Origin of the sequence: Corallococcus sp. AS-1-12 (genome assembly GCF_020036995.1) — a bacterium.
GTDB lineage: Bacteria > Myxococcota > Myxococcia > Myxococcales > Myxococcaceae > Corallococcus.
In genome coordinates this window covers 95,852-121,457 of record NZ_JAIQDD010000025.1, presented here as the reverse complement: position 1 = coordinate 121,457, position 25,606 = coordinate 95,852, and the positions used below count along the sequence as shown (strand labels likewise).

Genomic DNA, 25,606 nt, shown 5'->3' with positions numbered 1-25,606 from the left:
CGCCCCGTGTACAGAGGGAGTCATCCCTGCCCCGCATTTGATGCGGGTTGATCGCCTCCGCTATAAGCCCCGCGCCGCGCGGCTCGCGTTGAAACAACACGCCCTCCTCTGGCAACTGCCCGCCGGAGGAAACGATGCGCGGCGTCATCCCTAGCCAGCCCAGCACGTCCTCCTCACTCGTGTTCGTGCTGAAGTACGGCAACCACTTCAACACCGACAGCTCGGTGTTTTCATCGAACGGCGAGAACTGGGTCCGCGGCCAGCTCTATTGCTCCCCGCCGTATACCTGCGCCGGTGGCTACGGCTACGTCCGCTGGGCGGGCCTCTGCTAGTCATTGATTGAGCAAGCACCGGAGCCGTATCGGGCGCGGGATGCCCCCGGGCGCGCTGGCGCGCGGCGGAGGAATGGGGCGAGAATGCGCGACCGTCTTCCTCCGGTGCGCGGAGTTCTCATCCGCGCCCGGAACACACGCGTCGTCCTCAGGGGGTGGTCATGCGCGTTCATGTTTTCACGGTGATTCTTCGTCCACAGGTGCTGCGAGCCACGCTCTCGGCGGGGCTCCTCGGCGTGGCCGCCTGCAAGGGCTCGACGGGCTCCGAGGGCCTCCAGGGCCCGGCGGGTCCCCAGGGCCCGCAGGGGCCTCAAGGTCCGCAGGGGCCCGCGGGCCCAGCGGGAGGTCCTCCCGGTCCCCAGGGGCTGACGGCCCTGCTGCTCACCACGCCGGAGGCGCCGGGCCCCCACTGCGCCTCCGGCGGTGTCCGGATGGAGACGGGCCTCGACGCGAACGCCAACGGCAAGCTGGATGCCGACGAGGTGAACGGCCAGACCACGAAGTATCTCTGCAATGGTTCGCAGGGTCCCCAGGGCGACACCGGCGCGGTGGGCGCTGCGGGCCCCCAGGGCATCCAGGGCGACACGGGTGACGTGGGCCCGCAAGGGCCTCAGGGCCCCAAGGGCGACACCGGCGCGCAGGGGCCCCAGGGCGAGTCGGGGGCGCTCGCGCTCTATGGCGACGGCTCCGCGGGAGACTTCACCGTCCAGTCCTCCGGTCCACCGCGCTACTTCCAGGCAGGGAACTGGCCCCAGGCCGGCGCGAACATGATGTTCCGGAACCTGACCATCAACGGAACGCTCATCGTTTCGAGCGGGACGATGCTCCGCGCCAGCGGCGACATCGTCATCAACCCGAGCGCGCTCATCTACGTCAACCCCGACTTCAGCATCCAGACCCTGAACCCGTCGCAGAAGGGCATCGCGATGTCCGCCTCCTTCAACTCCGTGGGAGGAAAGGGATTGGACCTGGGGCGCACGGCGCTGGTCTCCCGCGCCGACGTGATTGGCGGCGGCAGCGGGTACCGCAACACGTTGAACTCCGACGTCATCGGCGGTGACGGCGGCGGGCGGCTCATCCTCGCCGCCAAGGGCAACATCATCATCCGCGGCACCATCGACGTGAACGGCCGCCAGGGCATCAACAACAGCATCCCCACCGTCAACCGGCCCAACGGCTCGCCCACCCCCGCGGCGGGCGGCGGTGGAGGGGGTGGCGGCGTCGTCAGCCTCATCTCCCGCAGCACCATCACCTTGGAGGGCAACGGGCAGATCCAGGCCAACGGAGGCAACGGGGCCCCGGGGTGGAATGGCTCGACTCCGGCGACGGGGCAGATGTACGGCGGCGGGGGTGGCGGCGGTGGCGGCATCATCCAGTTCCTCACCGCGAACCCGACGTCCATCGCGAACCCCGCCAACCTGCAGGTGAGTGGCGGCGCCGCGGGCAATTCCATCGTGGCGGGCACGGCGACCTCGCTGGCGCAGGCTGGAGGAGGCGGTGGCGCCTGCGCGGGTGACGGCGGCGAGGGCACGAAGTCGACGGCGGCCGGTGATGCCGCCAAGGCCGGCACCGCGGGAGATGTCATCACCACCATCGCGCCACAGCCGGAGCTGCTCTTCTACTGAAGCGGCCCGCCGGGTGCGCGAGCCATGGATGGGCCCTCCGCCTCCCGTGGGCGCGGGGGGCATGACAGGTCCAGCGCGTCTGGGATAGGGTGCCAGGGCGAGCTGTCGGGCCGGCGAACCGCGAGGAAGCCATGAGCGATTTCCCCCCGAAGCCCGAGGTGTCGTCCCCTTCCCTGCCGCTGGAGTCCGCCCCGCCGCAGCGCCGCCGGGGCCGGGTGCTGCTGGCCGCCACCGCCGCGAGCGCGGCCTTCACGATGGTCGCGTGCGGGTCGCTCATGACGACCAATCCCGCGCCGTGCGTCTACGACGGTGGCCTTGCCGACGATGACTGCGACCCGTCCAATGGCACGAACGATTCCATCCGGGACGCGGGCGCCGACGCGGGGATGGACGCGGGCCTTCTCCAGGACCCCTGAAGGAGGCGTGCGGTATGGCCACCGAGGCACTCTTTGAGCTGGACCTGACGGACGGCCCCGCGCTGACGCTGCACGAGCGGGCGTCGGGCCATGTGGCGGAGCGCTATCCGTGGGACGCGCTGGAGCCATCGCGCTACCCGGCGGCGCTGCTGGAGCGGGCGCGGTACTCGTGGACGCTGCGGGCACTCAACGAGTTCGGCAGCGCGACGGTGATGGGACAACTGGTCCAGGTGATGGGCGAGGCGCGCGTGCCCCTGGACCTGTGGAGCCTGGCGGCGCGCTTCCCCTCGGAGGAGATCCACCACGTGGAGCTCTGCGCGCGGATGGCGATGCGGCTGGGGGGCGGCACCCGGCTGTCCTATTCCCCCGGGGCGTTCGCCGTGGCGTTCGACCCTTCGCTCACCTACCTCCAGCGCGCCAGCGAGCTCATCGTGAGGGTGTGCTGCGTGGGAGAGACGCTCTCCTTCGCGCTCCTGTCCGGCTGCCTCCGCGCGACATCCCACCCGCTGACGCGCGCGGTGCTCACGACGCTGGTCCAGGAGGAGGCCCTGCACGGACGGCTGGGCTTCCTGTACCTGGACTGGCTCGCCCCGGACCTGGACGCCGCGGAGAAGGACCGGCTGGGACGCGTGGCGCGCGAGGCCCTGGATGCGCAGGCCCCGCTCTGGGAGAAGCTTCGCAGCACCACGAAGGACGGCGTCACCAGCGAGGGCTTCCTGCTGGAGCACGTGACGGAGCTGGGCTGGATGGAGTCCCGGGACTACGTCACGGTGAGCCAGGAGACGGCGGAGACGCAGGTGCGCGCGCCGCTTTCGCGGCACGGCATCCACGTCCCCTGAGCCAGAGGCGAACGCGACGGCTACGGGCTGAGGGAGAAGCTCCCGCCCCAGGCGCCGTAGGAGTACGTGGTGATGCCGTTGCGCGTGGTGCCCGTGTAGCTGGACTGCCCCGGCTGGATGGTGACGGACACGTTCCCACCCGACGCCGGAATCACTCCCGCGTGCACCGCGGCCGCGCAGGCGTTCGAGTCATCGGTGTAGAGGTCCGTCCCCCACACCGTGCCACCGCTCACCGGACCGCAACCGCACCGGACGCTCGTCCCGTTCTGGCCGCGGTAGGACACGAAGTTGTAGCTGGAGCAGGCGCTCAGCGGGGGCGTCAGGCCGCTGACCGAGAAGCTCCCGCCCCAGGCGCCGTAGGAGTACGTGGTGACGCCGTTGCGCGTGGTGCCCGCGTAGCTGGACTGCCCCGGCTGGATGGTGATCACCACCGTCCCTCCCGCCGTGGAGATGGCGCCGGCATGCACCGCGGCCACGCAGACGTTCGAGTCGTCGGTGTAGAGGTCCGTCCCCCACACGGCGCCCCCGCCCACCGCGCCGCAGCCGCAGCGGATCTGCGTCCCGTTCTGCCCTCGGTAGGAGCCGACGTTGTAGTCCGAGCAGCTCGCGACCCCGCCGCCCGTGGAATAGAGAGCCGCCAGCGCGGTGACGTCGGAGCTGGTCCACTCGCCCGTCTCGGTCGACCGGAAGCAGGAGTTCATGATGGAGCCACCCACGGTGGCCGTGGTGGGCGTCCCGGGGATGTGGATGGCCCCCACGCCCGCATCGCCCTCGTCACCACCGGCGCCGCAACTGATGCTGCGGTTGTAGTAGTCCGAGTGACGGAAGCCGATGGCGTGGCCCAGCTCGTGGGTGATGACGTGCTCGTTCACGTCCGCGCTGTAGCTGTCCAGACCCGTGCCGATATAGAAGACCCCGTAAGGCAGCCCGTTCGACGGGAAGCCCGCCTGACCGCCGGTCCCGGACGTGGTCTCCGCGGAGATGTTCGCCGTACAGCCGGTGGTCGGGCCGCGAGCGAAGGTGAGCCGAAGCCCCTGCTCGTTGTAGTTGGCGATGGCCAGGTCCAGGCCCTGGCTCAGGTTGGGATAGCTGTTGAACGCGGCGGTGGGGTTGACGCAGATCTTCGTCACGCCCGTGCCCACCTGGTTCGTCGTGCGGTACTGCTCGGCGCTCCCGTCCAGGGACTGGAGCATCTCGCGGGACGCCTCGAGCGTCACGTGAGCGTCGCGGCCCACGTACACGGCTCCGTCGAAGACCTGGATGTCATTGGCCGGAAAGCCGGCCTTGGTCAGGTTGGAGATGATCTCCTGGTTCTCCACCTCCGGGTCGCCTCCGCAACCGGCGAGGGAGGCACCGACCAGCAACGCCATGGAAAGTCTACGCATGCGAACCTCTGTTCGAGGAAAGGACAACGCGCGACCGCGCGTCCCCATCCACGCATGCGTCAAACCCACCTCAATCACCGGAAAACAAGCAAGAGTTAAACAGCGAACATTCCATGACTGAAGTGAAGCAGGCCGCTCACGGGGCCTCCGGAGGAGGCGTGGGCGTGCGGGTGAGCGTGTTCACGTCCAGCACACGGGCCTGAGGGCCTCGCGGTCATGGTCGCTGCTGGAGATGGCGAACACGCCCGGAGCCATCACGGTGCCGTCCTTGCGGACGCGCACTGCCCGGACGCGGCTCACGCCGTCGAAGTCGCTCTGCCAGACGACGAGGGACTTCGAGTCGTGGTGGGCCACGGCCGGGAAGAGCTGGTCCCCTGTTCCGGTGGCGATGGGGATGCCCCGCGGATCATCCACGCGCCCGTTGGCTCGGACGCGCAGGGGCATAGACTCACCGCCCATGATCAAGCTCCACCAGTTCCACCCCTCCGGGAATTGCTACAAGGTCCGCCTCCTGCTGCATCAGCTCGCGATTCCGTTCGAGACGCGGGAGGTGGACCTCTCCGCGGGAGAGACGCGCACGCCGGAGTTCAAGGCGATGAACCCCATCGCCCGGACCCCCACCGTGGAGCTGGAGCCCGGGCTCTTACTCGCCGAGTCCAACGCCATCCTCTGGTACTTCGGCGAAGGCACGCCCTTCATCCCCACCGACCGGCTGGAGCGGGCGCGGATGCTCCAGTGGATGTTCTTCGAGCAGTACAGCCACGAGCCCTACATCGCCGTGGCGCGGGCGTGGCTCACCTTCTTCGGCGTCCCCTCCGGCAAGGAGAAGGAGCTGGAGGAGCGCATCCAGAAGGGCTACGCCGCGCTCGACGTCATGGAGGGTGAGCTGCGCAAGCGGCCCTTCTTCGCGGGCGAGCAGTACAGCCTCGCGGACATCGCGCTGTACGCGTACACGCACGTGGCGGAGGAGGGCCGGTTCGACCTGGGCCGCTACCCCGCCATCCGCGAATGGTTCGAGCGGGTGCGGGCCCAGCCCCGCCACCTGCGCATCACCGACGTCCCCGGCGTGCCGTAGTCATCGCCGCGGCGACGCCGTCACCGGGAGAGGGACTCCAGGACGTGGATGGCCTCGAAGAGGACCGCGCGGAACTCGTGGTCCGCGTCCTCCTCGTCGAGGGCCTCGCGGTGCCCCTGCAGCAGCGGGAGCAATGAGACGTCCTCCAGCGCCTGGGCCGCCTCCACGTCCAGCGTGGTGACCCCGGGCCCCTCCAGCACGCGCCGCAGCGGTTCGACGACGCGCGCGTCCTTGCGCAGGGCCAGGCCCAGGAGGGCCTCCCCCCGAATCTTGACGTGGGTCTCGGAGAGCCGGTCCACCAGCGCCTCGCGCAGCTCCGGCGTGTCCACCTCCCTCGCCTGGGAGCCGAGCGTGAACGTGGCCCACTCGCGCACGACCTCGTCCGCGTCGCGGGAGAGGTGGATCAACGCCTGGAGCGCCTGGGCGTCCCGGTGGCTCGCCAGCCCCATGACGACGCCGAAGCGGACGTGGGCATCCGGGTGCTCCTTCAAGGGCAGGAGCGCGGGCACCGAGCGGGGGTCACCCAGGTGGCCCAGGGCGGCGGCCATCGCCTCCAGCACGGCGGCGTCCTGCTCCTTCGCGAGCGCCGGCAGGAGCGCGTCCGTCAAGCGGGCCACGAGCTCCGGCGAGCGGTGCCGGAAGTCGAGCTGCGCCAGGACGTTCGCGCCGCGTCCCCGCTCCTTCGGGGACGGGGACTGGAGCCAGGCCGCGGCGCGCTGGAAGACCTCTTCCCCACCCCGGTGGTGGAGCTGCCAGATGGCCCGCCACGCGCCCTCGTCCTCCTCGCCGCCCTGGAGCGTGCGGGCGAACAGTTCTTCGGTGGAGAGGCCGGCTTCGGGCGGAGAATCCATGCCGGGCAGCCTAGCGCCGGATGCCTGTGCCCTCCCAGGCACCTGCCCCTGCCCTGCCTGGGTTCCGTAGCGAACCGGACGCGTCAGCGCTCCATCGTGAGCGTGAGGGGGTCGTACAGGCGGATGAAGCCCTCCACCGGTTCCACGTGGCTGCCGAAGCCGCCGCCCACCACCACGTGACGCGCGGGGAAGGAATAGACGACGCTGCTGACCCAGGCCCCATTGCCGTACGGAGACTCGATGTACGTGATGGACCCCGGAGCCAGCTTCGTCCTGTCACCCATATCGGCGAACCAGCCCCGGCCGTAGGTGTTCGTGCCGGGGAGCAGTTCGTGCCCGCCAAGGAGCAGCCTGGGGACGGTGTTGAAATTGGGAGGAGCAGCGTACGTGTCGACCACGCCCGGCCCCTTCTCGGGTCGAGTCTGTGACTCCCACAGCACGTCGCCGTCGGAGTCACTCCACGAGGCCACGACGCCTCCAGGGGGCGAGTAGTTGCTGAAGACGAAGAGCATCTCACCCGAGGGGGTGAAGGACACGCCGCCCGGGGAGGCTGGCTTCGTCCACAGCGCAACCCCAGCGGGGGTGAGCTTCTGGGTGAAGTTCTTCTCGAACACCAGTTCCTGTGGCGTGGCGCCCCGCTTGTACACGCCGCCCACCACATAGACATGGCTCCCGTCACCCATGACCCCCAGGCCCGAGGGATAGTTGATCGGGCCTTCATTGATGACGGTGCTCCACAGCTCGACGCCCTCGCGTGACAGCGCGATGAGCTTCATCACCACAGCGGTGTTCTCGTTCCCCTGGGTCAGCAGCACGTAGGTGTTACCGAGGGTGTCCGCCGTCATGAACTCACCGCTCCGGATCCCCTGGGCGCTGTACGTCCACCGCGGCCGCCCCTCGCTGTCGTACTGGGTCACCGTACCGTCGTAGCGCAGCAGCGAGATGGCCCCGTCGCTGGTGACGACCAGCCTTGCCGTGCCGGGCACGGTCAATGACCAGCGCTCCTGCCCGGCGCCGTCCAACGACGTCACGCCCAGGCTGTCCAGCACGACGATATTGCCGTAGGGCAGCGGCGCGATCGCCATGGGGGGACGGCTGCGCCGCACCTCCCATTGATAGAGGGGCAACCACGCATTCAGGGCGACGACCTTCGACGCATCCATGCGGAGCAGGCAGCCGCTGCGCGGCGCGCTGGCGCAGGCCGCGCTCCACGTCGGGAACCCTTCTGGATTGACATACAGGGTCAGCTCCGCCGTGCGCACCGCGTGCCTGCACGGCTGGGTACACGTGAAGGAGTCATCCCCCGCCACGATGCGGGTGCCCGGCGGCAGGGACGTCACGTCCACCCACGCGAAGGCGGTGCCCTGGAGCTCCGTCCGCTCCGCCGAGGGCGCCCCCGCCACCTTGAGGCTGGCGGAGTGCGTGCCGCCCAGGCGCGGCGCGTACCGCACGCGAACCTCACACTCCATCCCCGCGGCCAGGTACTTCTCACAGGTGTTGGAGGTGATGGCGAAGGCGTCGGAGCCCTCGACGGAAACCCCCACCGACGCCACGTCGTGAGGCGAGGCGTTGCGCACCGTGAAGAGCTGCTCGGCCGTGGCCTCCCCCACCTCCAGGTCCCCGAAGTCGAACGACTTCCGGTCGATGATGAGGGCGGGCTCGTCGGAGCACGCGCCGAAGAGGAGGGGTGCGCCGAGGAGCAGCACCAGGCTCAAAGACTTTCGGAACATGGGGGCGGGCTTCTAGCCAAGTCCCAGGCACCATGACAAGCCATGGCCTGAACTCCCGGCCTGGCACGACCGCGACGCGGCGCCTGTCATGGATGGCTAAAGCCGCTCCCGGGGAACCGGTGACCGGGTACGCTTGTCCAAGGCGCGCCTGTTTCCCGAAATGGAGCTCACACCGCATGAAGCAGAACCTGAAGCAGTGGCTGTCCGTCCTGTGCGTGGGAATGTCAGGCTTCTCCGCGACCGCCCTGGCGGACGTGGGGACGCCAGTGGACTGCGGCACGGTGGAGTGCGAAGCCATCCGCGAGATGCGGTCGCTCTTCGCGGCGGAGTCGGATTACTTCGGAGTGAATGATGTCTTCACCCTGAACCTCGCCAGCGCCGGCTTCGCCCCCGCGGCGTGCCCGAACGGCAGCCGCGCTCCCGTGCCGGCCGCGGGCTGGGTGTCCGGGTGCAACTTCTCCTACAAGGTCACGGGCATCACGCCGAATCCCTCTCCGGGCTTCACCGCGGTGGCGCAGGGCGTGGCGGGGACGGCGTCCGCGGGCATCACCCTCCAGATTGGCACCCACCCCGTCTCCGGCCGCCTCTTCTGGCTGGAGCGCCAGGGGGTGCGCCGCTACGTGGACTCCGCGGAGTGCCTGCCGCCGCAAGCCTTCACCTGCGAGGCCCAACTGCGCGAGGCCCGACGCAACCTGACCGCCATCCACGTGTCCGAGCAGTCGTACTTCGCGGAGAAGGATCAGTACTCCCCCCACCTGCCGGTGATCGGCTTCGTGCCGGAGGGGTGCTCGGATGGCACCCGCGCGGCCGTCCCGGACGCGTCCTGGGTGGGCGGCTGCCGGTTCATCTACAGGGTCACGCTGAACGGAACGACGGGCTTCACCGCCACGGCGAAGGCCGTGACCGGCGCCACGGAGGGCTCCGTCCTGACCGTCAACGAGTCGGGGCAGACGGTCATCACTCCGTCGTATCCGGCGTCGTGCCAGTAGGCGGGCTCCCTCCCTGATGTCTCCAGACATCAGGCCCCTGACTCCAGTCACCGGGGCCGCGGTCTTCGCCTGACGTAACCCCCTGGAATCAGGAGGGGCGCGTGCCCACCGGGGCGGTGAAACGGTGGGCACGCGGGGTGCAGTAGGGGTGGTCCGTCGCCGCACTCCACTCCCGAGGCCCTCCCATGAAGCTGCGCTCCTCTTCGTTCTCCAAGCCCTCTTCGTCGTTCGGCTCCAGCGCCCCCACGTCCCGCCCGCGCAGCGACAGCCTGCCCGCGAAGCCGGAGACCGCGAAGCCGAAGCCCATCGCCTCGCCCGCGGAGCTGCAGGCGGGCAAGAACAACCTCAAGCCCACCGACTACGGCGTGGTGGACCCCAAGCTCCAGGGCATCCGGACGCGGCGTGACAGCGGCCAGTCCGGCGCGCAGTTCGCGGACTTCACGCAGGACGTGCGCACGTCCACCAACCGCCTCACGAGCAAGCCCGTGGGCAACCAGATGCTGAACGACATCAACGGCCGCACCCAGGCCGTGAACCCCGGCGCCACGGGCACGCTGCGCCAGCCGCTGACGGCGATGGACATCTACTCGGGCCGCAACTCGGCGATGCCCAACTCGCATGTGCCGCGCAATGACGGCACCCTGTCGTCCACCCGCCCGGCGTACCGCTACGACGGCCAGCCCGGCGCCGGCACGGCCAGCGACGTGAAGTACGACGAGACGGCCTCCGGCCCGCGCTTCAACAGCCTGGGCCACGAGTCGGTCCACGCCTGGCGCGCGTCCAACGGCCTCCAGGTGAGCCCCCTGGCCGCCAGCAAGCACAGCGACGCGGATGTCTTCAAGCAGTACCCGTCGCACTCGGCCAACATGAAGGACACCGTCGACAACCGCCTCCGCCTCACGGAGGAGTTCGAGACCGTTGGCCTGCGCCCCACGCCGCACACGCGGAACAACTGGGCCCCGTCCGAGAACGCCATCCGCGCCGAGCACGGCCTGCCCGCCCGCCAGGACTACTCGGGCCTGAAGCCCGACGGGAAGAACAGCAACGACGTGGCCTTCCAGAACTACGACCAGGGCACCGACGCCCGGAACTTCTTCCAGAAGCTGTCCGGCCAGCCGTCGCCCTTCCAGAAGATCGTCGGCGACCTGGAGAAGTGAGACACCGGGGCCTTGGGCTCCGGTGCACCGAAGGGCTCACCGCCCCGTTGAAGGAGGCGGTGAGCCCTGTTTCACGTCACGGGCGGTACAGCTCCACCGTGGCGTTCTGCGCGCTGGGGCTCAGGTAGCCGCCCGCGACCAGGATGTCTCCCGTGGACAGCGCGGTGGTCGCCTGGTTGTAGCGCGGGGTGGACAGCAGGCCCGTCGGCGTCCAGGTGCCGGTGGCCGGGTCGTACAGCTCCGTGACCCGCGTCAGCGCCATTCCGTCGTAGCCGCCCAGGGCCAGCACCTTGCCGGAGGACAGCAGGTGCAGCGCGTGGCCGTCTCGCGGGGTGCCCATGGCTCCCGTGACGCTCCAGGTGTTCGTCACCGGGTCGTACCGCTCCGCCGTCGCCGTGTAGTCCGCCCCGTCGTGACCGCCGGAGACGAGCACCGCGCCCGTGGGCAGCGACACCACCGCGTGGAAGGCGCGCGGGGACGCCAGGGCACCCGCGGCGCTCCAGGTGTTCGTCGCCGGGTCGTACAGCTCCGCCGTGGCCATGGGGACGGGGTAGCCCAGCACCGGATCCACGTCCTGGCCTCCCACCACCAGCACCTTTCCGTTGGCGAGCAGCGTGGCCGTGTGGCCGAAGCGCGCGTTCGCGAGCGCCCCCGTGGACGTCCAGAGGTCCGTGGCCGGGTCGTACAGCTCCGCGGAGGCGAAGACATTGATGCCGTCGTGCCCGCCCACCACCAGCACCCTGCCGTCGGGCAACCGCGTGGCGGTGTGCAGGAGGCGCGGCGCGGACATGGCGCTCGTCCCGGCCCACGTCCTGGCCGTGGCGTCGTAGATGAGCGAGGAGGCCAGCACCACGTCCGTGGACGCCATGCCTCCGGTGACCATCACCCGGTTGCCGTCCAGCGACACGGCGGTGTGGCTGAAGCGGGCCACCGGCATCGCGGGGGTCGGGCTCCAGGTGTCGGCCGTTGGGTCGTACTCCTCCGCCGTCGCCAGCGCGCTCGAGGAGTCACGGATGCCTCCCGCGACCAGCACCCTGCCGGAGCCCAGGCGCGTCGCCGTGTGCGAATAGCGCGCCGTGGTGAGGGGCTGTACCGTCCGCCAGGCGCCCAGGGGCAGCAGCTCCGCCGAGTCCAGGACGCGGGCGGCGCTCGCTCCGCCGATGATCAGCGGCTGGCCACTCGCCAGCGTCACCGCGGTGAAGAGCGACCGCCGCGTGCCCAGCTTCCCCGCGGCGCTCCACGTGTTCGTGGCGGGGTCGTACAGCTCCGCGCTGTCCAGCACGGCGCCGAAGGTGGTCGGGGCGTAGCCGCCCACCACGAGGACGCGGCCATCGGGGAGCAACAGCGCGCGGTGCTGGACCCGAGGCTCGGCCAGCGTGCCCGCGGGGCTCAGGGTGCCCGTCACCGGGTTCCACAGCATCGGCGCCACCACCCCGGAGGCCGAGGTGCCTCCGGTCAGCAGCACCGTGGCCGAGCGCAGCGCCACGCCCTCCGAGCCCCAGACGGGGACGGTGCCCGCGGCGGACGAGGTGCCCGTGGCAGGGTCGTACAGCTCGGCCTGGGTCTCCTGGTTGTAGTCCGGCCTGATGCCGCCCCACACCGCGACCCGGCCCGAGGGCAGCAGCAGCGCCTGGTGGCCGCGCCGGACCTTCTGGAGGCCGCCCAGGACCGTGCGCGTGCCGGTGAGCGGATCCACCCGCTCCACGGTGTTCACCGTGACGCCCGCCAGCGTCTGGCCGCCCGTCACCAGCAGGTGGCCGGACGGCAGCGCCGTCACCGTGGCCTCCGTGCGCCCCACGACCGGGTTGGGAGCGGCGGTCCACGTCCCCACGGCGGGGTCGTACAGCTCCGCCGTGTGCAGGGCCTCCTCGTTGGCGCCGCCCACCGCCAGCACCTTGCCCGTGGACAGGAGCACCAGCGTGGGCTTCGAGCGGCGCGTCGCCATGGCGCCCGTGAGCTCCCAGGTGCCCGTGGCCGGGTCGTACAGCTCCGCGGACGCGAGGTGATCCTCATTCGACAGGCCGCCCGCGACCAGCACCTTCCCGGAGGGCAGCACCACGGCCGAAGCCTGCGCGCGCGAGCGGCGCAGGGGGTGCGCGCCGTAGACCCAGTCCCGCACCGCCGGCCCGAAGCTGCTGGCGGGCGTGAACAGCTCGCACGCCGCGAGCGCGCCGTTGCGATAGCCGCCCGCCACCAGCACGCGCCCGTCCAACAGGAGGACCGCCGCCGCGCCCGAGCGCTGCATCGACGTGCCGGCCGCGCTGGGCCCCATCGTCCAGGACCACGCCTCCGCGTGGGCGGTCACCGTGTAATCGAAGTTGTGGTGGCCGCCCGCAACCAGCACCTGGCCGCCCGGCAGCGGCACGGCGATGCCCTCGCTGCGCAGCGCGAGCGGGTTGCCCCAGCGCCACGTCCCCGTCGCCGGGTCGAAGACGTCCACGCTGTCCGCGGGGATCTGCGTCTCCTCCCCCCACTCGTTCCAGCCCCAGACCCAGCCGCCAAACACCATCACCCGGCCGTTGGACAGCGCCACGGCGCTGTGGCCGTAGCGCCCCTGGAGCAGGCCCGGCGCGGCCGTCCAGGTGCCCGTCGCGGGGTGGTAGCGCTGGGCGTCGTCGCGGATCAGCCCGTCGCCGTCCGTGCCGCCCACCACCAGCACGCTGCCGTCCGGCAGCTTCGTGGTGCTGTGGGCGTAGCGTCCTCCCGGCAGGCTCGCGACCTGGGTCCAGGCGATGTCGCTGGGGGCGGTGGGGTTGAACTCCTCCACCGTCTCGTCGGGTGAGTAGGCCCACTCCCCGCCCACCACCAGCACGCGGCCGTTGTCCAGGAGCGTGACGGTGAAGGAGTCGCGCCCGTGCGACAGGGTGCCCGCGAAGGACCAGGTGCCCGTGGCCGGGTTGTAGAGCTCCGTGTCGGTGTCACCGCCTCCCCAGTTTCCCAGCGGCCACCAGACGCCGCCCAGGGCCAGCACCCGGCCGTCCTGGAGCGCCACCAGCTTGTGCCCCGCGCGCATGCGCAGCATGGCGCCCGTGGCCGTCCAGGTGCCCGTGGCCGGGTCGTACAGCTCCGCCGAGGCCGTGCACGTGGTCGCCCCGCAGCCGCCGCTGGCGAGCACCCTGCCATCCGGCAGCCGCGCCATCGCCAGGCCCGTGCGCGCCATGCTCATGCTGGCCGTGGTGCTCCACTGGTGCGCCGTGGACGGCGGGGCCGAGACCAGCGGTTGCTCCGCCCGCGCGAGCTCCCCTGCCCCGCCGAGCGCCTCGCGCGACAGGCGGCCCGCGTGGGAGGGCAACCTGGGACGGGAGGCGCTGGCCGGGGCGGAGTCACATCCCCACGCCAGACATATCAACACGGCCAGGGCCAGGCCGCGCCCCGCGCTCACATTGCGTTGCATTCCTTGCTCCTTTGAAGGAGGGCGCGGCGCGCGCATGGACTCGCGGCGAGGCGCCTCCTTGGATTCCTGGCGCTGATACGCAAGGGCCCGGCGCTCCTGGTCCAAGGATTCGCGCGAAGGGCCTGGCACGACCAGCGCCGGAGCCACCCTCCGTATGACGGGTGCAAGTCATTGCCTCTTCTTCCGGAGTCCTCCGAAATGCGTTCGTTCCGCTGGTGCGCCCCGGGCGTGCTGGGGTTGCTGTGGGCCACGGCCTGCGGCGTCCCCGACGCCCCTCCCGATGTCCCCGAAGACACCCCCGTGCGCCTGTCCCGGCAGGCGCTGGAGACCACCTGCGACGAGCGCAACAACGCCCTGCTCCAGTCGCTCAAGTCGCCGCTGACCGCGCGCGCGTGCACCTATGACGAGGATTGCCCGCAGGGGTCCTTCTGCAATGAGAGCACGGGCCAGTGTGATTGGAGTTGCCTGGCGGGAGGCCCGGCGGGCACCGGCTGCCTCACGGGCCAGGTCTGTGATTGCGAGGGCCGCTGCGCTTCAGAGGGCTCCGAGGCGCCGCTGGAGCTGCCCGGGACGCTGCCGCGCGTGGACGTCACCCCCGGCGCGCTGACCTTCTCCGCGCCCGCCCCGAGCGCGCCCTTCACGGCGCAGCGCCTGGTGGTGGGCGTGGCGGCGCTGAACGCGACGGAGGCCGCCAAGGCGGCGAACCAGCCGGTGCGCGTGGTGGGCGGCCCGGGCATGGAGGTGGCGTGCAACGCGGGCGACGCGCCGGCGACGGTCTTCGCCAGCGAGTGCACCGTGAGCACGTGGACGTTCAGCGACTTCGGCACGGGCAAGCGCGCCACGGTGAACGTGGACGTGCGGCCCCGCTCCGACACCACGCTGTCGCGCTGGTACGTCACGCTGGAGGCCGCCCAGGGCACGCCCCGGCGCACCCGCGTGGACGCGGAGCTCCTGGAGTCCTCGCCGGGCGTGGGCGGCGTGCGGCCCTTCCACGGCACGGTGACGCTGGCGCTGGACGCCTCCGCGGACGCGGGCACGGACCCCATCGTCCTGCCGGTGCGCGGCTTCGCCAACGACACCCACCTGTACCTGTACGACGCGTCGCGCACCCTGTCCCCGTCCGGGAAGCTGCGCCTGAGCGCCGGCACGAACCGCCACGGCGAGGAGTGGCTGCCGTCCTCCTCCGGCTCCAGCACGGCGGACGCCGTCACCGTGGACGTGGAGGGCGGGTATGACGGCGCGGGCGCCTCCAGCCCCCGGCTGTCCGGCGCCTTCACCGTGCGCCTGCCCCGCCCGGTGAGCAGCACCTGGGGCGTGAGCGCGCGCTACCAACTGTCCCGCCTGCGCGTGGAGACCGCCACGGGGGTGAGCGACCTGCCCCTCACCGCGTGCCCCGCCTCCGCGTGCGCCACCGGCGAGGTGTGCGAGCCGGACCTGGGCGTGTGCGTGCCCGGCGTGCGCACGTGGGCCGGCGTCAGCGCGACCACGCCCACCAACACCGTCGTCAGCGAGGAGCGCGCCGCCTGGGACCAGGAGGCCTCCAGCAAGCTCACCGAGTACCTGGCCCTGGACGCCACGCTGACGCCCTCGCGGCTGGCGCGCGGCATCCTCTGCCACCAGGGCAACCCCTCCAGCCCCCAGGACGTGAGCGGCTTTCCGGCCGCCGCCACCGTGGCGGCGGCGCAGGGCCTGGTGCGCGAGCGCTCCGGCGACTTCGTCTGCGCCAACGGCGGCCTGCCCTACGAGGCCGAGCTGCTCAACACCTGGGACCGCTACCCGGACACGAACGGCCTGAAGAACCCGGACCGCCTCACCGACATGGAGATGCTCTCCGAGTGCATGGCGGACCTGAAGCGCCCGGTGGTGTCCGGCCCCAGCCTGGCCGCGGGCCCCTGGTTCGCCAACCGCTTCGGCACCCGCTACGCGGTCCTCACCCAGCGCTCCAGCCTGTCCTCCACGAGCCGCATCACCCCGGGGCGCTGCTTCAACCTGGCGCGCTTCTACGGCGCGCTCCACCTGAGCGCCCGGGAGTCCACCAGCCGCGACCAGCGCCTGGCGTGGCGCCTGTTCCAGCAGTGGATCGCCACGCACGGCTACGTGGCCCAGCAGGTGGTGCAGCAGCGCGAGCTGTCCGCCTTCCTCAACGAGACGCCGCCGTCCGACTGGGACTCCGTGCCCGCGCTGATGGAGCGCTTCGAGAAGGGCTGGGACCTGCTCTTGGACAACGCCTACGCGTCGCTCGTGCCGGGCAATGACGCGGCCCGCACGTGCAGCCTGCTCAACCCCGACTACCGGCTGCCGCCCCCGCCGGTGGCGTCCTGGACGGTCAACGCCTCCCAGGTGTCCGTGCAGGACCGGGGCCCCGGCGCGCGCTGGAACCGCGCGAAGAGCACGTTCTTCTTCCACACCCCGTCGCTCGCGGCCGGCTGCACCAGCACCACCACGCCCGTGGAGCTGGCGTTCGCGTCCTATGCGGCGGACGGCGTCGCCAGCGCGCCGCGCTCGCTGCAGGTGAAGTGCCTGGACCGCACGGACGCGTGGGAGCTCACCGCGGTGGCCGCGCGCAAGAAGGGGCTGACGGGCAGCACCGTCGCCACCTGGACGTGGAGCGTGCCGCGCACCACCGGCGCCCTGGCCTTCGCGGTGGTGGACCGGGGCACGGACTGGAGGCGGCTGGACGCGGGCGGCGCGTCCGTGGCGCCCGCGACGGAGGACATCGGCTTCCAGGACTTCTCGCTCGTCCCCCCGTTCCGCCAGAAGGTGTCCGGCGCGGTCGGCACCCGGCTGGCCGCGTGGGACTTCCTGGTGGATGACGCGCAGTTGCAGGACGCCATCGCCCAGGGCACGCGCTACGACTTCCCGGCCGGCGACCTGGCCCCCCTGCCCGGCGCCCAGCCGCAGCACGACGCGACGGCGGGGCTGCCCGCGCTGATGCTGGAGGGGCTGACGGCGCACCTGCGCCTGCTCAACGAGGACCTGGACGCCACCGCGCGCACCACGCTGGCCTCCTGCGGCCCGGTGTCCGCGGGCTCCACGCGCGACCTGGCCCTGGCGCGCTTCGGGCGCACCCTGCGCTACGAGGTGCTGGTGGAGGCCATGGCCCGCTCCGCGTACGCGAAGGAGCGCGCCGCGTGCACGCCCGCCATGGGCCTGGGGGAGCTGTCCTGGGAGGTGCGCTGGCGCGACGCGCAGGCGGAGCTGGAGGCCGTGCGCCGCCAGTCCTATGAGAAGCTGCGCGCGCTCACGGACTGCACGCCCTACGGCATGCCCCTGGACGAGGCGCCCATCGCCTTCGGCGCCACGCCCACGGGCCCCATCGAGCGCTACTTCGGCAGCTCCACGTACCTGCACGCCAACGCGAAGGGCGCGGTGGAGACGGCGGTGGCCGCCAAGGTGCAGGCGGAGGTGGCCTGGGTGAACCTGCGCAACGGCGAGGTGCAGGAGGCCTTCCAGGGCAGCATGAAGGACCAGCGCGTCCTGGAGCTCCAGCGCCAGTACGGCGCCCCCATCGTGCAGATGTGCGGGCTGACGGACGTGGCCTCCGAGAACGTGCTCGAGCGCTTCGACCCGGCGCGCACGGCCCAGCCGCTGAGCCCCGCCACCTGCTTCGTGAAGCCCGAGTGCCAGCAGCCCGCGGCGGTGGTGCACTCCCGCGTGAAGACCGAGCACGCGCGCTTCACCCTGTGCACCTGGCGCAAGCTGGTGGCCTCCCCCACCGACTACACCGACGCGGCGGTCCGCACCCTGGTGGAGCACTACGCGGACGTCACCGTGGCGGCGGGCTCGGGCGTGGTGTCCTGGAGCGGCGTCACGCTGCCCGTGGCGAAGCTGTACGGGCCGCCGCTGCCGACGAAGGACCTGTCCCCGGACGCGCTCACCTCCGCGAACACCGCGTGCCTCCAGGAGCTGGGCACGGCGGGCAGCCAACTGCCCACCGCCTCCAGCCTGGGCTACAAGCTGGAGAGCAGTTGCTACCGGGGGGACATGGGCGCCGCGGTGCTCACCCTCATCGGCGCGAACCAGAGCGTCCAGGTGGCCCAGTCGCAGTGGGCGGACGCCCAGGAGCGGCTGCGCGTCGCGCGTCAGCGCTGCGCGCTCCTCCAGGAGGACACCAACACGCAACTGGCGCTGAGCGCGGCCTTCGAGCAGCAGATGCACGACCTCATCGCCCAGAAGGCGCGCGTGGACCGGCGCGTGAACAACCTCAGCGACCTCAACAGCAAGGCGGACGGCATCATCGGCGCGTTCGCGCAAGGGGGCCTCTTCGGGGCCGTCTGGGGCAGCTTCAAGCTGCTGGGGGGGGCCGCGGAGAACCGGTACAAGGACGAGGCCATCCGCATCAGCGAGCGCATCTCCCAGGCGGAGAACGCCCACCGCGCGCAGATGGAGGCGCTCCAGCTCCAGTCGAACGTGCGCCAGTGCTACGCGGAGTCCAACATGTACGCGGTGGGCATCCACACCGCGGCGCTCCAGGTGGACCAGGTGGAGACGAGCGTGGACGCGGCGCTGCTCCAGTTGGAGGGCCTGGAGGGACGGGTGCGCCAGTTGCTCATGGAGGGCGACCAGGTCGTCGCGCGCGAGCAGGACCGCCAGGTGCCGCTCTTCTCGCACGACTTCTGGCTGCACGAGAAGCTGACCTCGGCGCGCGACACCTTCGCCACCGCGAAGCGGCTGTCGTACCTCTTCGCGCGGGCCCTGGAGTACGAGAAGCAGCAGAGCTCCCCCGCCCTGGGCGCCATCCTGGCGGCGCAAGGCCCGCTGCAACTGCTGGGCGCGCTCAACGCCTACAGCTTCGCGGTGCTGGACAAGACCGTCTACGGCCGGGACGTGGAGGCGCAGTCCTTCGTGGTGGCGCTGCGCTCGGGGGTGCTCAAGCTGGAGGACCAGGTGGCCACCGTGCCCGGGGACCGCAGCCTGACGAAGCAGGAGCGCTTCACCCGCCGGCTGCTGTCGCCGGAGAGCGCGGTGTACGACGACAACGGCCGCTACCTGGGCCAGGGCCTGCGCTTCGCGCTGCGCGACGGCCTGGGCCCCAACGCCATCCGCTGCGGGGAGAAGGTGTGGACGGTGCACGCGCACCTGGTGGGCGATGACCGGCTGGAGACGTGGCTCAACACGCGCGGGCTGGCGCCGCTCATCCTGCGCAAGCGCAACACGTTCTCCAGCCACCTGTGCGACCCGGACCACCCGGGCCTGCAGACACGGTCGTTGCGCCCGTCGCTGCGCAGCGGCGGGTACACCGGCACCGCCCGCCCGGGCGAGGAGGCCACCTTCACGCCGGTCAGCGTGGCCGCCGCCACCGGGCAGAACGTGGTGACCTTCCAGCAGACCCCCTCGGGTGACGGCTCCACCGAGTGGAAGGGCCGGGGCCTCTATGGGGAATACGAGGTCATCTTCCCCTGGGTGAACCTGCTGACGCGGGACGGCGTGGACACGCACTTCCCGCTGGATGGCATCACGGACGTGTACCTGCGCTTCGAGCAGGTCTCCGCCGCCACCACGCACGTCTATCCCTGAAGCTGCTTCAACCCCTCCCGCGCCCGCCTGGCGCGGGAGGGGTGTCTGTCTTTGTCCATCACGTCGGAATCCCACACATCGCAAGGAAGAGGGGGCTGTCCATGCACGGGCGGCGCAGCAGGTCATTCATAGGATGGAGCGCGGCGCTGGGCGCCCTGCTCCTGGGCGTTCCGGCGTGGGGGGCGGGAGATCCCGCTCCGGGCGCCGCCACCGCGCAGACGGTGAAGCTGCCGGACGGGCCCGGCAGCGTGCGGGGGCTCGCGGACAGCCCCAGCGTGAACGTGTTCAGCGGGCAGTTGGGCTACCGCGTGCCGCTGGAGCTGCCGGAGGGCATCGCCGGCTTCGGGCCGAAGCTGTCGCTGGCGTACTCAGGGGAGCTGGGCAACGGCCCCCTGGGCGTCGGTTGGGCGCTGCCCCAGGCCTCCATCCGGCGCGCCACGCGCCAGGGCGTGCCCGCGTACACCGCGGCGGACGAGCTGGAGCTGCTGGGCGTGGGCGGCGGTGGCCGGCTGGTGGCGCTGCCGGACGGCACGTGGCGCGTGGAGGGCCAGGGCCACAGCATCAAGGTGGAGCGCGACGGCGACGGCTACGTCGTCACGGAGAGCGGCGGCGTGCGCTTCCGGTTGGGCATCACCGCGGCGGGGCGCCAGGCGGACGGCGCGCGCGTGGCGGGGTGGTTCGTGGAGGAGGTCCTCCACCCCAACGGCCAGGCCGTGACGTTCCAGTACACCCAGCACCAGGGGCAGCAGTACCTGTCGGAGGTGAAGTGGGGCCCCGGCACGGCGTTCCGCGCGGAGTTCATCCATGAGCCCCGCCCGGACGTGACGGTGAGCTACCGCACGGGCTTCGCGGTCCAGACGGCGCAGCGGCTGTCCCAGGTGCGCGTGCACGCCTTCGGCGAGGTGCTGCGCGTGTACTCGCTGGGCTACGAGCAGTCCCGGGCCCTGAGCCGGTTGGAGCAGGTGACGATGCTGGGGCGCGGGAGCGTGGGGCAGTTGCCCACGCTGACGTTCCAGTACGCGCCCGCGCAGGAGCCCACCTCCGTGCAGGTGGAGCCCGCCTCCGGGTGGCTGCTCAGCACGACGGGCACCAGCTTCCTGGACGTCGACGGCGACGGCATGGCGGACCTGGTGCGGCTGGGCACCTCCGGGCACCAGTGGCGCAAGGGCACGGGCGCGGGCTTCGGGCCGGCGCGCACGCTCGCGGGGGCCGCCGGCGCGCAGCTCTCCAGCGCGCGCTTCCTGGACGTGGACGGGGACTCCAAGCCGGAGCTGGTGCGCAGCTTCTCCGAGGCCTGGCAGGTGAACACCCTCCAGGGTGAGTCGCTGGGCAGCACGGCCTCCAAGTGGCACGGCACGGACGCGCTGGCCCTCTTCAGCACCAGCACCTTCCTCGCGGACCTCAACGGCGACGGCCGCGTGGACGTGGTGCGCACGGGCAGCGAGTCCCTGTCCGTGCGCTGGAACCGGGTGAGCTGCCCGGGCGCTCCCGCCACGCAGACGCCCTGCCTCAACGCGGCGGTGAGCCGGCCGGCGGTGGACGGGGTCGCGCTGCTGCCCGGCCCCAACGCGCGCTTCCACGAGGTGAACGGCGACGGGCTGGCGGACGTCGTCCAGCTCCTCACCGGGAGCTACAAGGTCTACCTGGGCCGGGGGGACGGCACCTTCGCCGCGGCGGGCAGCTTCCTCTACCCGTGGGGGGACGGCACCAACACGGCCAACGTGAAGCTCGCGGACCTGGACCGCGACGGGCTGATGGACCTGGTGCACGTGCTGGGCGGCTACGTGCACTGGTACCGGGGCAAGGCGGGCGGCGGCGTGGAGGCCACGGCCACGCGGCTGGTGCCTCCGTCCGCGGACGGCGCGTCCACGGTGGTGGCGCTGGCGGACGTCAACGGCAACGGCAGCGAGGACGTGGTGTGGAGCGGCCCCACCGGCATGTGGGCCATGGACCTGGCGGGCCCCACGACGGCGGGCATGCTGGTGGGGCTGGACAACGGCCTGGGCAAGACGGTGACGCTCCAGTACGCGTCCAGCGCGCAGCTCTCCGTGGCCGCGGAGTCCACGCCGAACCCGTGGACGCGCAAGCTGCCGGTGTCCGTGCCGGTGCCGGTGCGCGTGGAGGTGGACCCCGGCGCGGGAGGCCCCGTGCGCGCGGTGGAGTACACCGTGCGGGACGGCTTCTGGGACGGCCAGGAGCGGCGCTTCGGCGGCTTCCTGGTGGGCGGCATGACGACGCCGGGCGCCACCCCGGCGACGACGCTGTACCAGGAGACGCGCTACCACGCGGGCCTGGGGATGGACCGCGCGCTGCGCGGCGCGCCCCTGGAGGTGCGCACCCAGGACGGCACGGGGCAGCTCTTCACCGTGGAGACGTCCGAGTACGAGGCGCGGCCGGTGGAGGGCCTGCCGGACACGGCGCTGCTGCGCCGGGCCGCGCTGCTGGAGCAGCGCACGCTGCACCATGAAGGCGTCAGCTCGCCGCTGGTGACGAAGACGACGTATGCCTACGACGCCCGCGTGCGCCCCATCCGGGAGGAGCGCTTCGGGCGGCTGGACCTGGAAGGCGACGAGCGCTTCACGACGCGCGTCTGGGCCAGCGACGACACGCTGTGGGTGCAGGACGTGCTGTGCGAGGAGCAGGTGCGCGAGGCGGACGGCACGCTGGTGGCGCACACCCGCAACTTCTACGGCGACGCCACGCAGGTGTTCACCTGGACGGACCCGGCGGCCTGCCGCGCGGGCCGGCTGGCGCGTGAGACGCACGGGTTCCTCGCGGACGCCACGAACCCGCGCTGGGTGCTGCGCTCCGCCACGGAGTACGACGCCTGGGACAACCCGGTGCGCACCTACTCCCTGGGGAGCTGGCGCGAGCTCAGCTACGACAGCCACCACCTGTACCCCACCGAGGAGCGCATCAGCCCGCAGGCGGGGCAGACGCTGTCCTGGGGCATGACGTGGGACGACGTCCTGGGGCGCCCCACGGCGATGACCGACCCCACGGGCGCCACCACCCACCTGAGCTACGACAGCCTGGGGCGGCCCTCGACGCTGGCGCTGGGCACCCAGCCCCCGCACCTGCGCTTCGTCTACGACTGGTCCGCGCCGCGGCCCCGGACGTACACCTATTCCTTCGACGGGGCCGAGGACGCGCTGGCCGGCAGTTGGACGGGGGCGTGGCAGGACGGCGGCCCCTGGCGTGAGACGGTGGCCGTGACCAACGGCCTGGGCGAGGAGCTGTACTCGGCCACGCGCCTGAGCGCGGACCGGTGGATCGTCTCCGGCTGGCGCGAGCGCGACGCCCGGGGCCTGGTGGTGTACGCGGCCGACAGCTTCCACGCGGACGGCGCGCTGCCGACAGCGCGCCCCACCAGCGCCGTGGGCCAGGTGCTGACCCACGACGCCCTGGGCCGGCCTGTCACCCAGACGCTGCCCACGCTGGCGCTGCGGAGCATGGCCTACCGCGCCTTCGAGGCCACCGAGTCCGTCCAGGACCTGGCGCCGGTGACGACCCGCCGCGACGGCCTGGGCCGCATCCTGCGCACGGAGCGGCAGGTGGGCACGGTGCTGGAGGCGGTGGACGCCGCCTACGACGCCGCCGACCGGCTGCTCACCGTGAGCCTGCAGGGCGGCGCGGCCACCCACGCCTTCACCTACGACACGCTGGGCCGGCTGGTGGCGGCGAATGATCCGGACATCGGGCAGCGCATCCTGCGCTACACCGACAGCGGCCGGCTGACGCACCACACGAACGGCGCGAACCAGACGCGCCAGTTCATCTACGACGACGCGGGGCGCCTGGTGCGCACCGAGGGCGAGGACGGCAGCGCCTTCGTCTACCACTACGACGTCGCGCAGGACGGCGGCACCACGGGCCGAACCACCAGCCGGCTCGCGTGGGTGGAGGAGCCGCGCGGCTCGGTGCACTTCACCTACGACGCCGCCGGCCGGGTGGTGGCGCGGCGCCGGATCATCGACGGCCTGTCCTCCGAGGAGTCCACCGTCTTCAGCCCCTCCGGGCTGACGCTGGCCACCACGGTGGACGGCGTGCGCGTGGACAACGCCTACGACGCCGCGGGCCGGCCCGTGCGGGCGGGCAGCTACTGGGAGGCGCTGACGCTGGACGCGGCGGGCCGCGTGATGGAGGAGCGCTACGGCAACGGCGTGCGCCAGTCGTACCAGCGCGACGCCATGGGCCTGGCCTCGCGGGTCCAGACGCTGCGCGGCACCGGCGCGGCCCTCTATGACGTGACGCTGACGCGCAACGCCTACGGCGCGCCCGCCACGGTGAGCGACGTGGACGGGGTGGGCCTCAACCACTCGGCCATCTTCAACTACGACGCGGCGGCCCGCCTCACGGACGCCGTCATCGGCGCCGAGCTGCTGCCGGACGGGATGCTCAAGCAGGGCCCCGACTCCTTCCGCTTCGACTACGCCTACGACGGCCTGCAGAACCTGCTGCAGCGCCAGGCCACCGGGCCCAGGGCGCTGGGCCTGCTGACGGGCACCTACCACCACGGCGAGCGGGGCTTCGGGCCCCGCCAGCTCACCCGCGTGGAGTCCCCTGGCGGCGACACGCTGCTGGACTACGACGCGGCGGGGCGCGTGGTGCGGCAGGGCGCGCGCACGCTGGAGTACAACGGGCTGGATCAACTGGTCGGCGTGACGATGCCCGGCCCGGGCGGCACGCCGGCCCTGGTGCAGCACGGCTACGGCTATGACGGCCAGCGCACCCTGACCCAGGGCGCCGCGGGGGAGACCCAATACTGGTTCTCGCCCCAGCTCACCCAGCGCACGCCGACGACGCGCGAGCGCTACGTGAAGCTGGGGGACCGGACGCTTGCGCGCATCACGCAGACCGCGACGGGCGCGACCGGCCCGCTGGCGGACTTCGGCGGCCCCCGGGGCGCGGCGCTCGACGGCGCGGTGGCCCGGGGCCTCACGGGGACGGTGGCGGGCGCGCTGGTGCTCCTGCTGCTGTCGGTGTTCCTGCCGCGCACGTCCACGCGGACGCGAGGGCCCCGGCTGGTGGCGGGCCTGGTGGCGGTGGCCCTGCTGGGGGCCGCGTGCGAGCCGGGCGTGAGGGCCTCCCAGCGGGCGCTCCAGCACGCGGCGCTGGTGGAGGTGGCGAGCACGCTCTACTTCCACACCGGCGTGTCCGCGGGCCCCGCGCTGATCACCCGCGCGGACGGCAGCGTCTTCGAGGAGCGGCGCTACGAGCCCTTCGGCGCGCCCATCGACGCGTACCGGGAGCTGGTGGGCGGCGGCGGCGTGGTGGGCAACGTGGACCACCAGCAGGAGCCGCTCAACACCCTCAACAAGCTGACGGACGCGCACACGGGCTGGAGTGACCACGGCGCCCGCTGGCTGGCCCCGGAGATGGCCCAATGGCTGACGCCGGATCCGCCGGTGAAGGCGCCCGACGAGGACTTCCTCCTGGCGCCCTGGGACCTCAATCCCTACCAGTACGTGCGCCAGAACCCCGTCCTCTACTGGGACCCGGATGGCAAGGACGCCGAGTTCGCCGCCAAGGCGCGGGAGTTCGGCGTGGGCTTCCTGTCCGGGCTGGCGCAGTCGGTGGGGGCCCCGCGGCTCCCCGTGGACCTGCCCATCGAGAACCAGTACGGGCAGATCGCCGGAGAGCTGGTGGGCGGCATCGCCCAGCTCGTCCTCGCCGACGCGATGGGCGGCGCGGGCGGAGCGCTGGCGGTGGCGGGCGTGGTGGGCACCCCTGCCACGGCGGGCGTCAGCCTGGGCGCGGTCGCCGCGGGCTCCGCGATGATGGCGGGCGCGGTGGTCGTGGGCGTCAACGGCACCGTCCACATCGCCAACGCCACCTCCCGCTTCATGGCGCTCCAGAAGAAGGGCGGCGGAAGCGACAACCCCGCGCCCGGCGGAGGCGGAGGAGGAGGCGGCGGCGGGCGCTCGCCCCACCGGGACAAGCCGCGCATCGATGATGGCAACCTGAAGGAGGGGTGGATCCACATCGACGCGCGCCACGTGACGGGCAACCATCCCGCCGGGCACGGCGACCTCTTCGCGCCGGGGACCACGCGTCAGCAGATCTCCAAGGCGGCCGAGGACGTCGTCAAGTACGGGACGCGCAAGTCGAACCCCCGCACGCAATTGCAGACCTTCGAGATGAAGACGACCGTCAACGGCCAGAAGGACCTCATCCGTGTCATCGTGGACTCGGACGACGGCAACCGGGTCATCTCGGCGTTCCCGGTCCGTGGAACGACCAACCATGTCCCCACTCCCGCCGGCACCCCGCCGGCCACCCCGTGAGGCACCGAC

14 protein-coding genes are annotated in these 25,606 nt (G+C 72.0%); 9 read left to right on the top strand and 5 right to left on the bottom strand.

The genetic code is table 11. The annotated features are described in order from the left end of the window. Positions 1-134 precede the first annotated feature (134 nt). The 4 genes from K8556_RS30080 (at position 135) to K8556_RS30065 (ending at position 3,212) form a co-directional block, all read left to right on the top strand. Positions 135-332 carry a hypothetical protein gene (locus K8556_RS30080; protein ID WP_223743549.1) on the top strand — a complete coding sequence of 66 codons (198 nt, stop codon included), beginning with the start codon at positions 135-137 and terminating at the stop codon, positions 330-332. Positions 333-493: 161 nt separating this feature from the next. Then, positions 494-1,957, top strand: a complete 1,464-nt coding sequence (locus K8556_RS30075; protein ID WP_223743548.1) for a collagen-like protein — start codon at positions 494-496, stop codon at positions 1,955-1,957. A 131-nt stretch (positions 1,958-2,088) separates the two neighbouring features. After that, the gene (locus K8556_RS30070) at positions 2,089-2,373 is read left to right on the top strand and encodes a hypothetical protein (RefSeq protein ID WP_223743547.1); all 285 of its coding nucleotides are present in this window, start codon (positions 2,089-2,091) and stop codon (positions 2,371-2,373) included. Positions 2,374-2,387: 14 nt separating this feature from the next. Continuing rightward, positions 2,388-3,212, top strand: coding sequence for a diiron oxygenase (locus tag K8556_RS30065; protein ID WP_223743546.1), 825 nt, complete (start codon positions 2,388-2,390; stop codon positions 3,210-3,212). Between the two features lie 20 nt (positions 3,213-3,232). Here the strand turns inward: K8556_RS30065 and K8556_RS39565 are convergent, their stop codons facing one another. Both K8556_RS39565 and K8556_RS30050 read right to left on the bottom strand, forming a co-directional pair. Beyond that, positions 3,233-4,597 carry a M57 family metalloprotease gene (locus K8556_RS39565; RefSeq protein ID WP_304504018.1) on the bottom strand — a complete coding sequence of 455 codons (1,365 nt, stop codon included), beginning with the start codon at positions 4,595-4,597 and terminating at the stop codon, positions 3,233-3,235. Between the two features lie 180 nt (positions 4,598-4,777). Next, entirely contained in the window at positions 4,778-5,056 is a 279-nt protein-coding gene (locus tag K8556_RS30050) for a hypothetical protein (RefSeq protein ID WP_223743545.1), read from the bottom strand. On the opposite strand from K8556_RS30050, the gene K8556_RS30045 reads away from it, so the two are divergent. Beyond that, complete coding sequence (locus K8556_RS30045) at positions 5,055-5,672, top strand: glutathione S-transferase family protein (protein WP_223743544.1); 618 nt, start codon at positions 5,055-5,057, stop codon at positions 5,670-5,672. The genes K8556_RS30050 and K8556_RS30045 overlap by 2 nt on opposite strands. Before the next feature lie 20 nt (positions 5,673-5,692). On the opposite strand, the gene K8556_RS30040 is transcribed toward K8556_RS30045, so the two are convergent. Together K8556_RS30040 and K8556_RS30035 are read right to left on the bottom strand one after the other, a co-directional pair. Beyond that, on the bottom strand, positions 5,693-6,523 hold the full coding sequence (locus tag K8556_RS30040) for a HEAT repeat domain-containing protein (protein ID WP_223743543.1): 831 nt from the start codon (positions 6,521-6,523) through the stop codon (positions 5,693-5,695). A gap of 83 nt (positions 6,524-6,606) precedes the next feature. Continuing rightward, on the bottom strand, positions 6,607-8,253 hold the full coding sequence (locus tag K8556_RS30035; protein ID WP_223743542.1) for a choice-of-anchor D domain-containing protein: 1,647 nt from the start codon (positions 8,251-8,253) through the stop codon (positions 6,607-6,609). A 176-nt stretch (positions 8,254-8,429) separates the two neighbouring features. On the opposite strand from K8556_RS30035, the gene K8556_RS30030 reads away from it, so the two are divergent. Next, on the top strand, positions 8,430-9,242 hold the full coding sequence (locus K8556_RS30030; RefSeq protein WP_223743541.1) for a hypothetical protein: 813 nt from the start codon (positions 8,430-8,432) through the stop codon (positions 9,240-9,242). Positions 9,243-9,427: 185 nt separating this feature from the next. Next, entirely contained in the window at positions 9,428-10,399 is a 972-nt protein-coding gene (locus K8556_RS30025) for a M91 family zinc metallopeptidase (RefSeq protein ID WP_223743540.1), read from the top strand. A gap of 76 nt (positions 10,400-10,475) precedes the next feature. Here K8556_RS30025 and K8556_RS30020 read toward each other — a convergent pair whose 3' ends face one another. Then, positions 10,476-13,565, bottom strand: a complete 3,090-nt coding sequence (locus K8556_RS30020) for a kelch repeat-containing protein (RefSeq protein WP_223743539.1) — start codon at positions 13,563-13,565, stop codon at positions 10,476-10,478. Between the two features lie 426 nt (positions 13,566-13,991). On the opposite strand from K8556_RS30020, the gene K8556_RS30015 reads away from it, so the two are divergent. Then, positions 13,992-19,310, top strand: a complete 5,319-nt coding sequence (locus K8556_RS30015; protein WP_223743538.1) for a hypothetical protein — start codon at positions 13,992-13,994, stop codon at positions 19,308-19,310. A gap of 101 nt (positions 19,311-19,411) precedes the next feature. Then, entirely contained in the window at positions 19,412-25,597 is a 6,186-nt protein-coding gene (locus K8556_RS30010) for an FG-GAP-like repeat-containing protein (RefSeq protein WP_223743537.1), read from the top strand. Positions 25,598-25,606: the final 9 nt, after the last annotated feature.

Coding starts and splice junctions, on each gene's coding strand:
- K8556_RS30080 (WP_223743549.1), top strand. CDS start 135: ATGCGCGGCGTCATCCCTAGCCAGCCCAGCACGTCCTCCTCACTCGTG.
- K8556_RS30075 (WP_223743548.1), top strand. CDS start 494: ATGCGCGTTCATGTTTTCACGGTGATTCTTCGTCCACAGGTGCTGCGA.
- K8556_RS30070 (WP_223743547.1), top strand. CDS start 2,089: ATGAGCGATTTCCCCCCGAAGCCCGAGGTGTCGTCCCCTTCCCTGCCG.
- K8556_RS30065 (WP_223743546.1), top strand. CDS start 2,388: ATGGCCACCGAGGCACTCTTTGAGCTGGACCTGACGGACGGCCCCGCG.
- K8556_RS39565 (WP_304504018.1), bottom strand. CDS start 4,597: ATGCGTAGACTTTCCATGGCGTTGCTGGTCGGTGCCTCCCTCGCCGGT.
- K8556_RS30045 (WP_223743544.1), top strand. CDS start 5,055: ATGATCAAGCTCCACCAGTTCCACCCCTCCGGGAATTGCTACAAGGTC.
- K8556_RS30050 (WP_223743545.1), bottom strand. CDS start 5,056: ATGGGCGGTGAGTCTATGCCCCTGCGCGTCCGAGCCAACGGGCGCGTG.
- K8556_RS30040 (WP_223743543.1), bottom strand. CDS start 6,523: ATGGATTCTCCGCCCGAAGCCGGCCTCTCCACCGAAGAACTGTTCGCC.
- K8556_RS30035 (WP_223743542.1), bottom strand. CDS start 8,253: ATGTTCCGAAAGTCTTTGAGCCTGGTGCTGCTCCTCGGCGCACCCCTC.
- K8556_RS30030 (WP_223743541.1), top strand. CDS start 8,430: ATGAAGCAGAACCTGAAGCAGTGGCTGTCCGTCCTGTGCGTGGGAATG.
- K8556_RS30025 (WP_223743540.1), top strand. CDS start 9,428: ATGAAGCTGCGCTCCTCTTCGTTCTCCAAGCCCTCTTCGTCGTTCGGC.
- K8556_RS30020 (WP_223743539.1), bottom strand. CDS start 13,565: ATGAGCATGGCGCGCACGGGCCTGGCGATGGCGCGGCTGCCGGATGGC.
- K8556_RS30015 (WP_223743538.1), top strand. CDS start 13,992: ATGCGTTCGTTCCGCTGGTGCGCCCCGGGCGTGCTGGGGTTGCTGTGG.
- K8556_RS30010 (WP_223743537.1), top strand. CDS start 19,412: ATGCACGGGCGGCGCAGCAGGTCATTCATAGGATGGAGCGCGGCGCTG.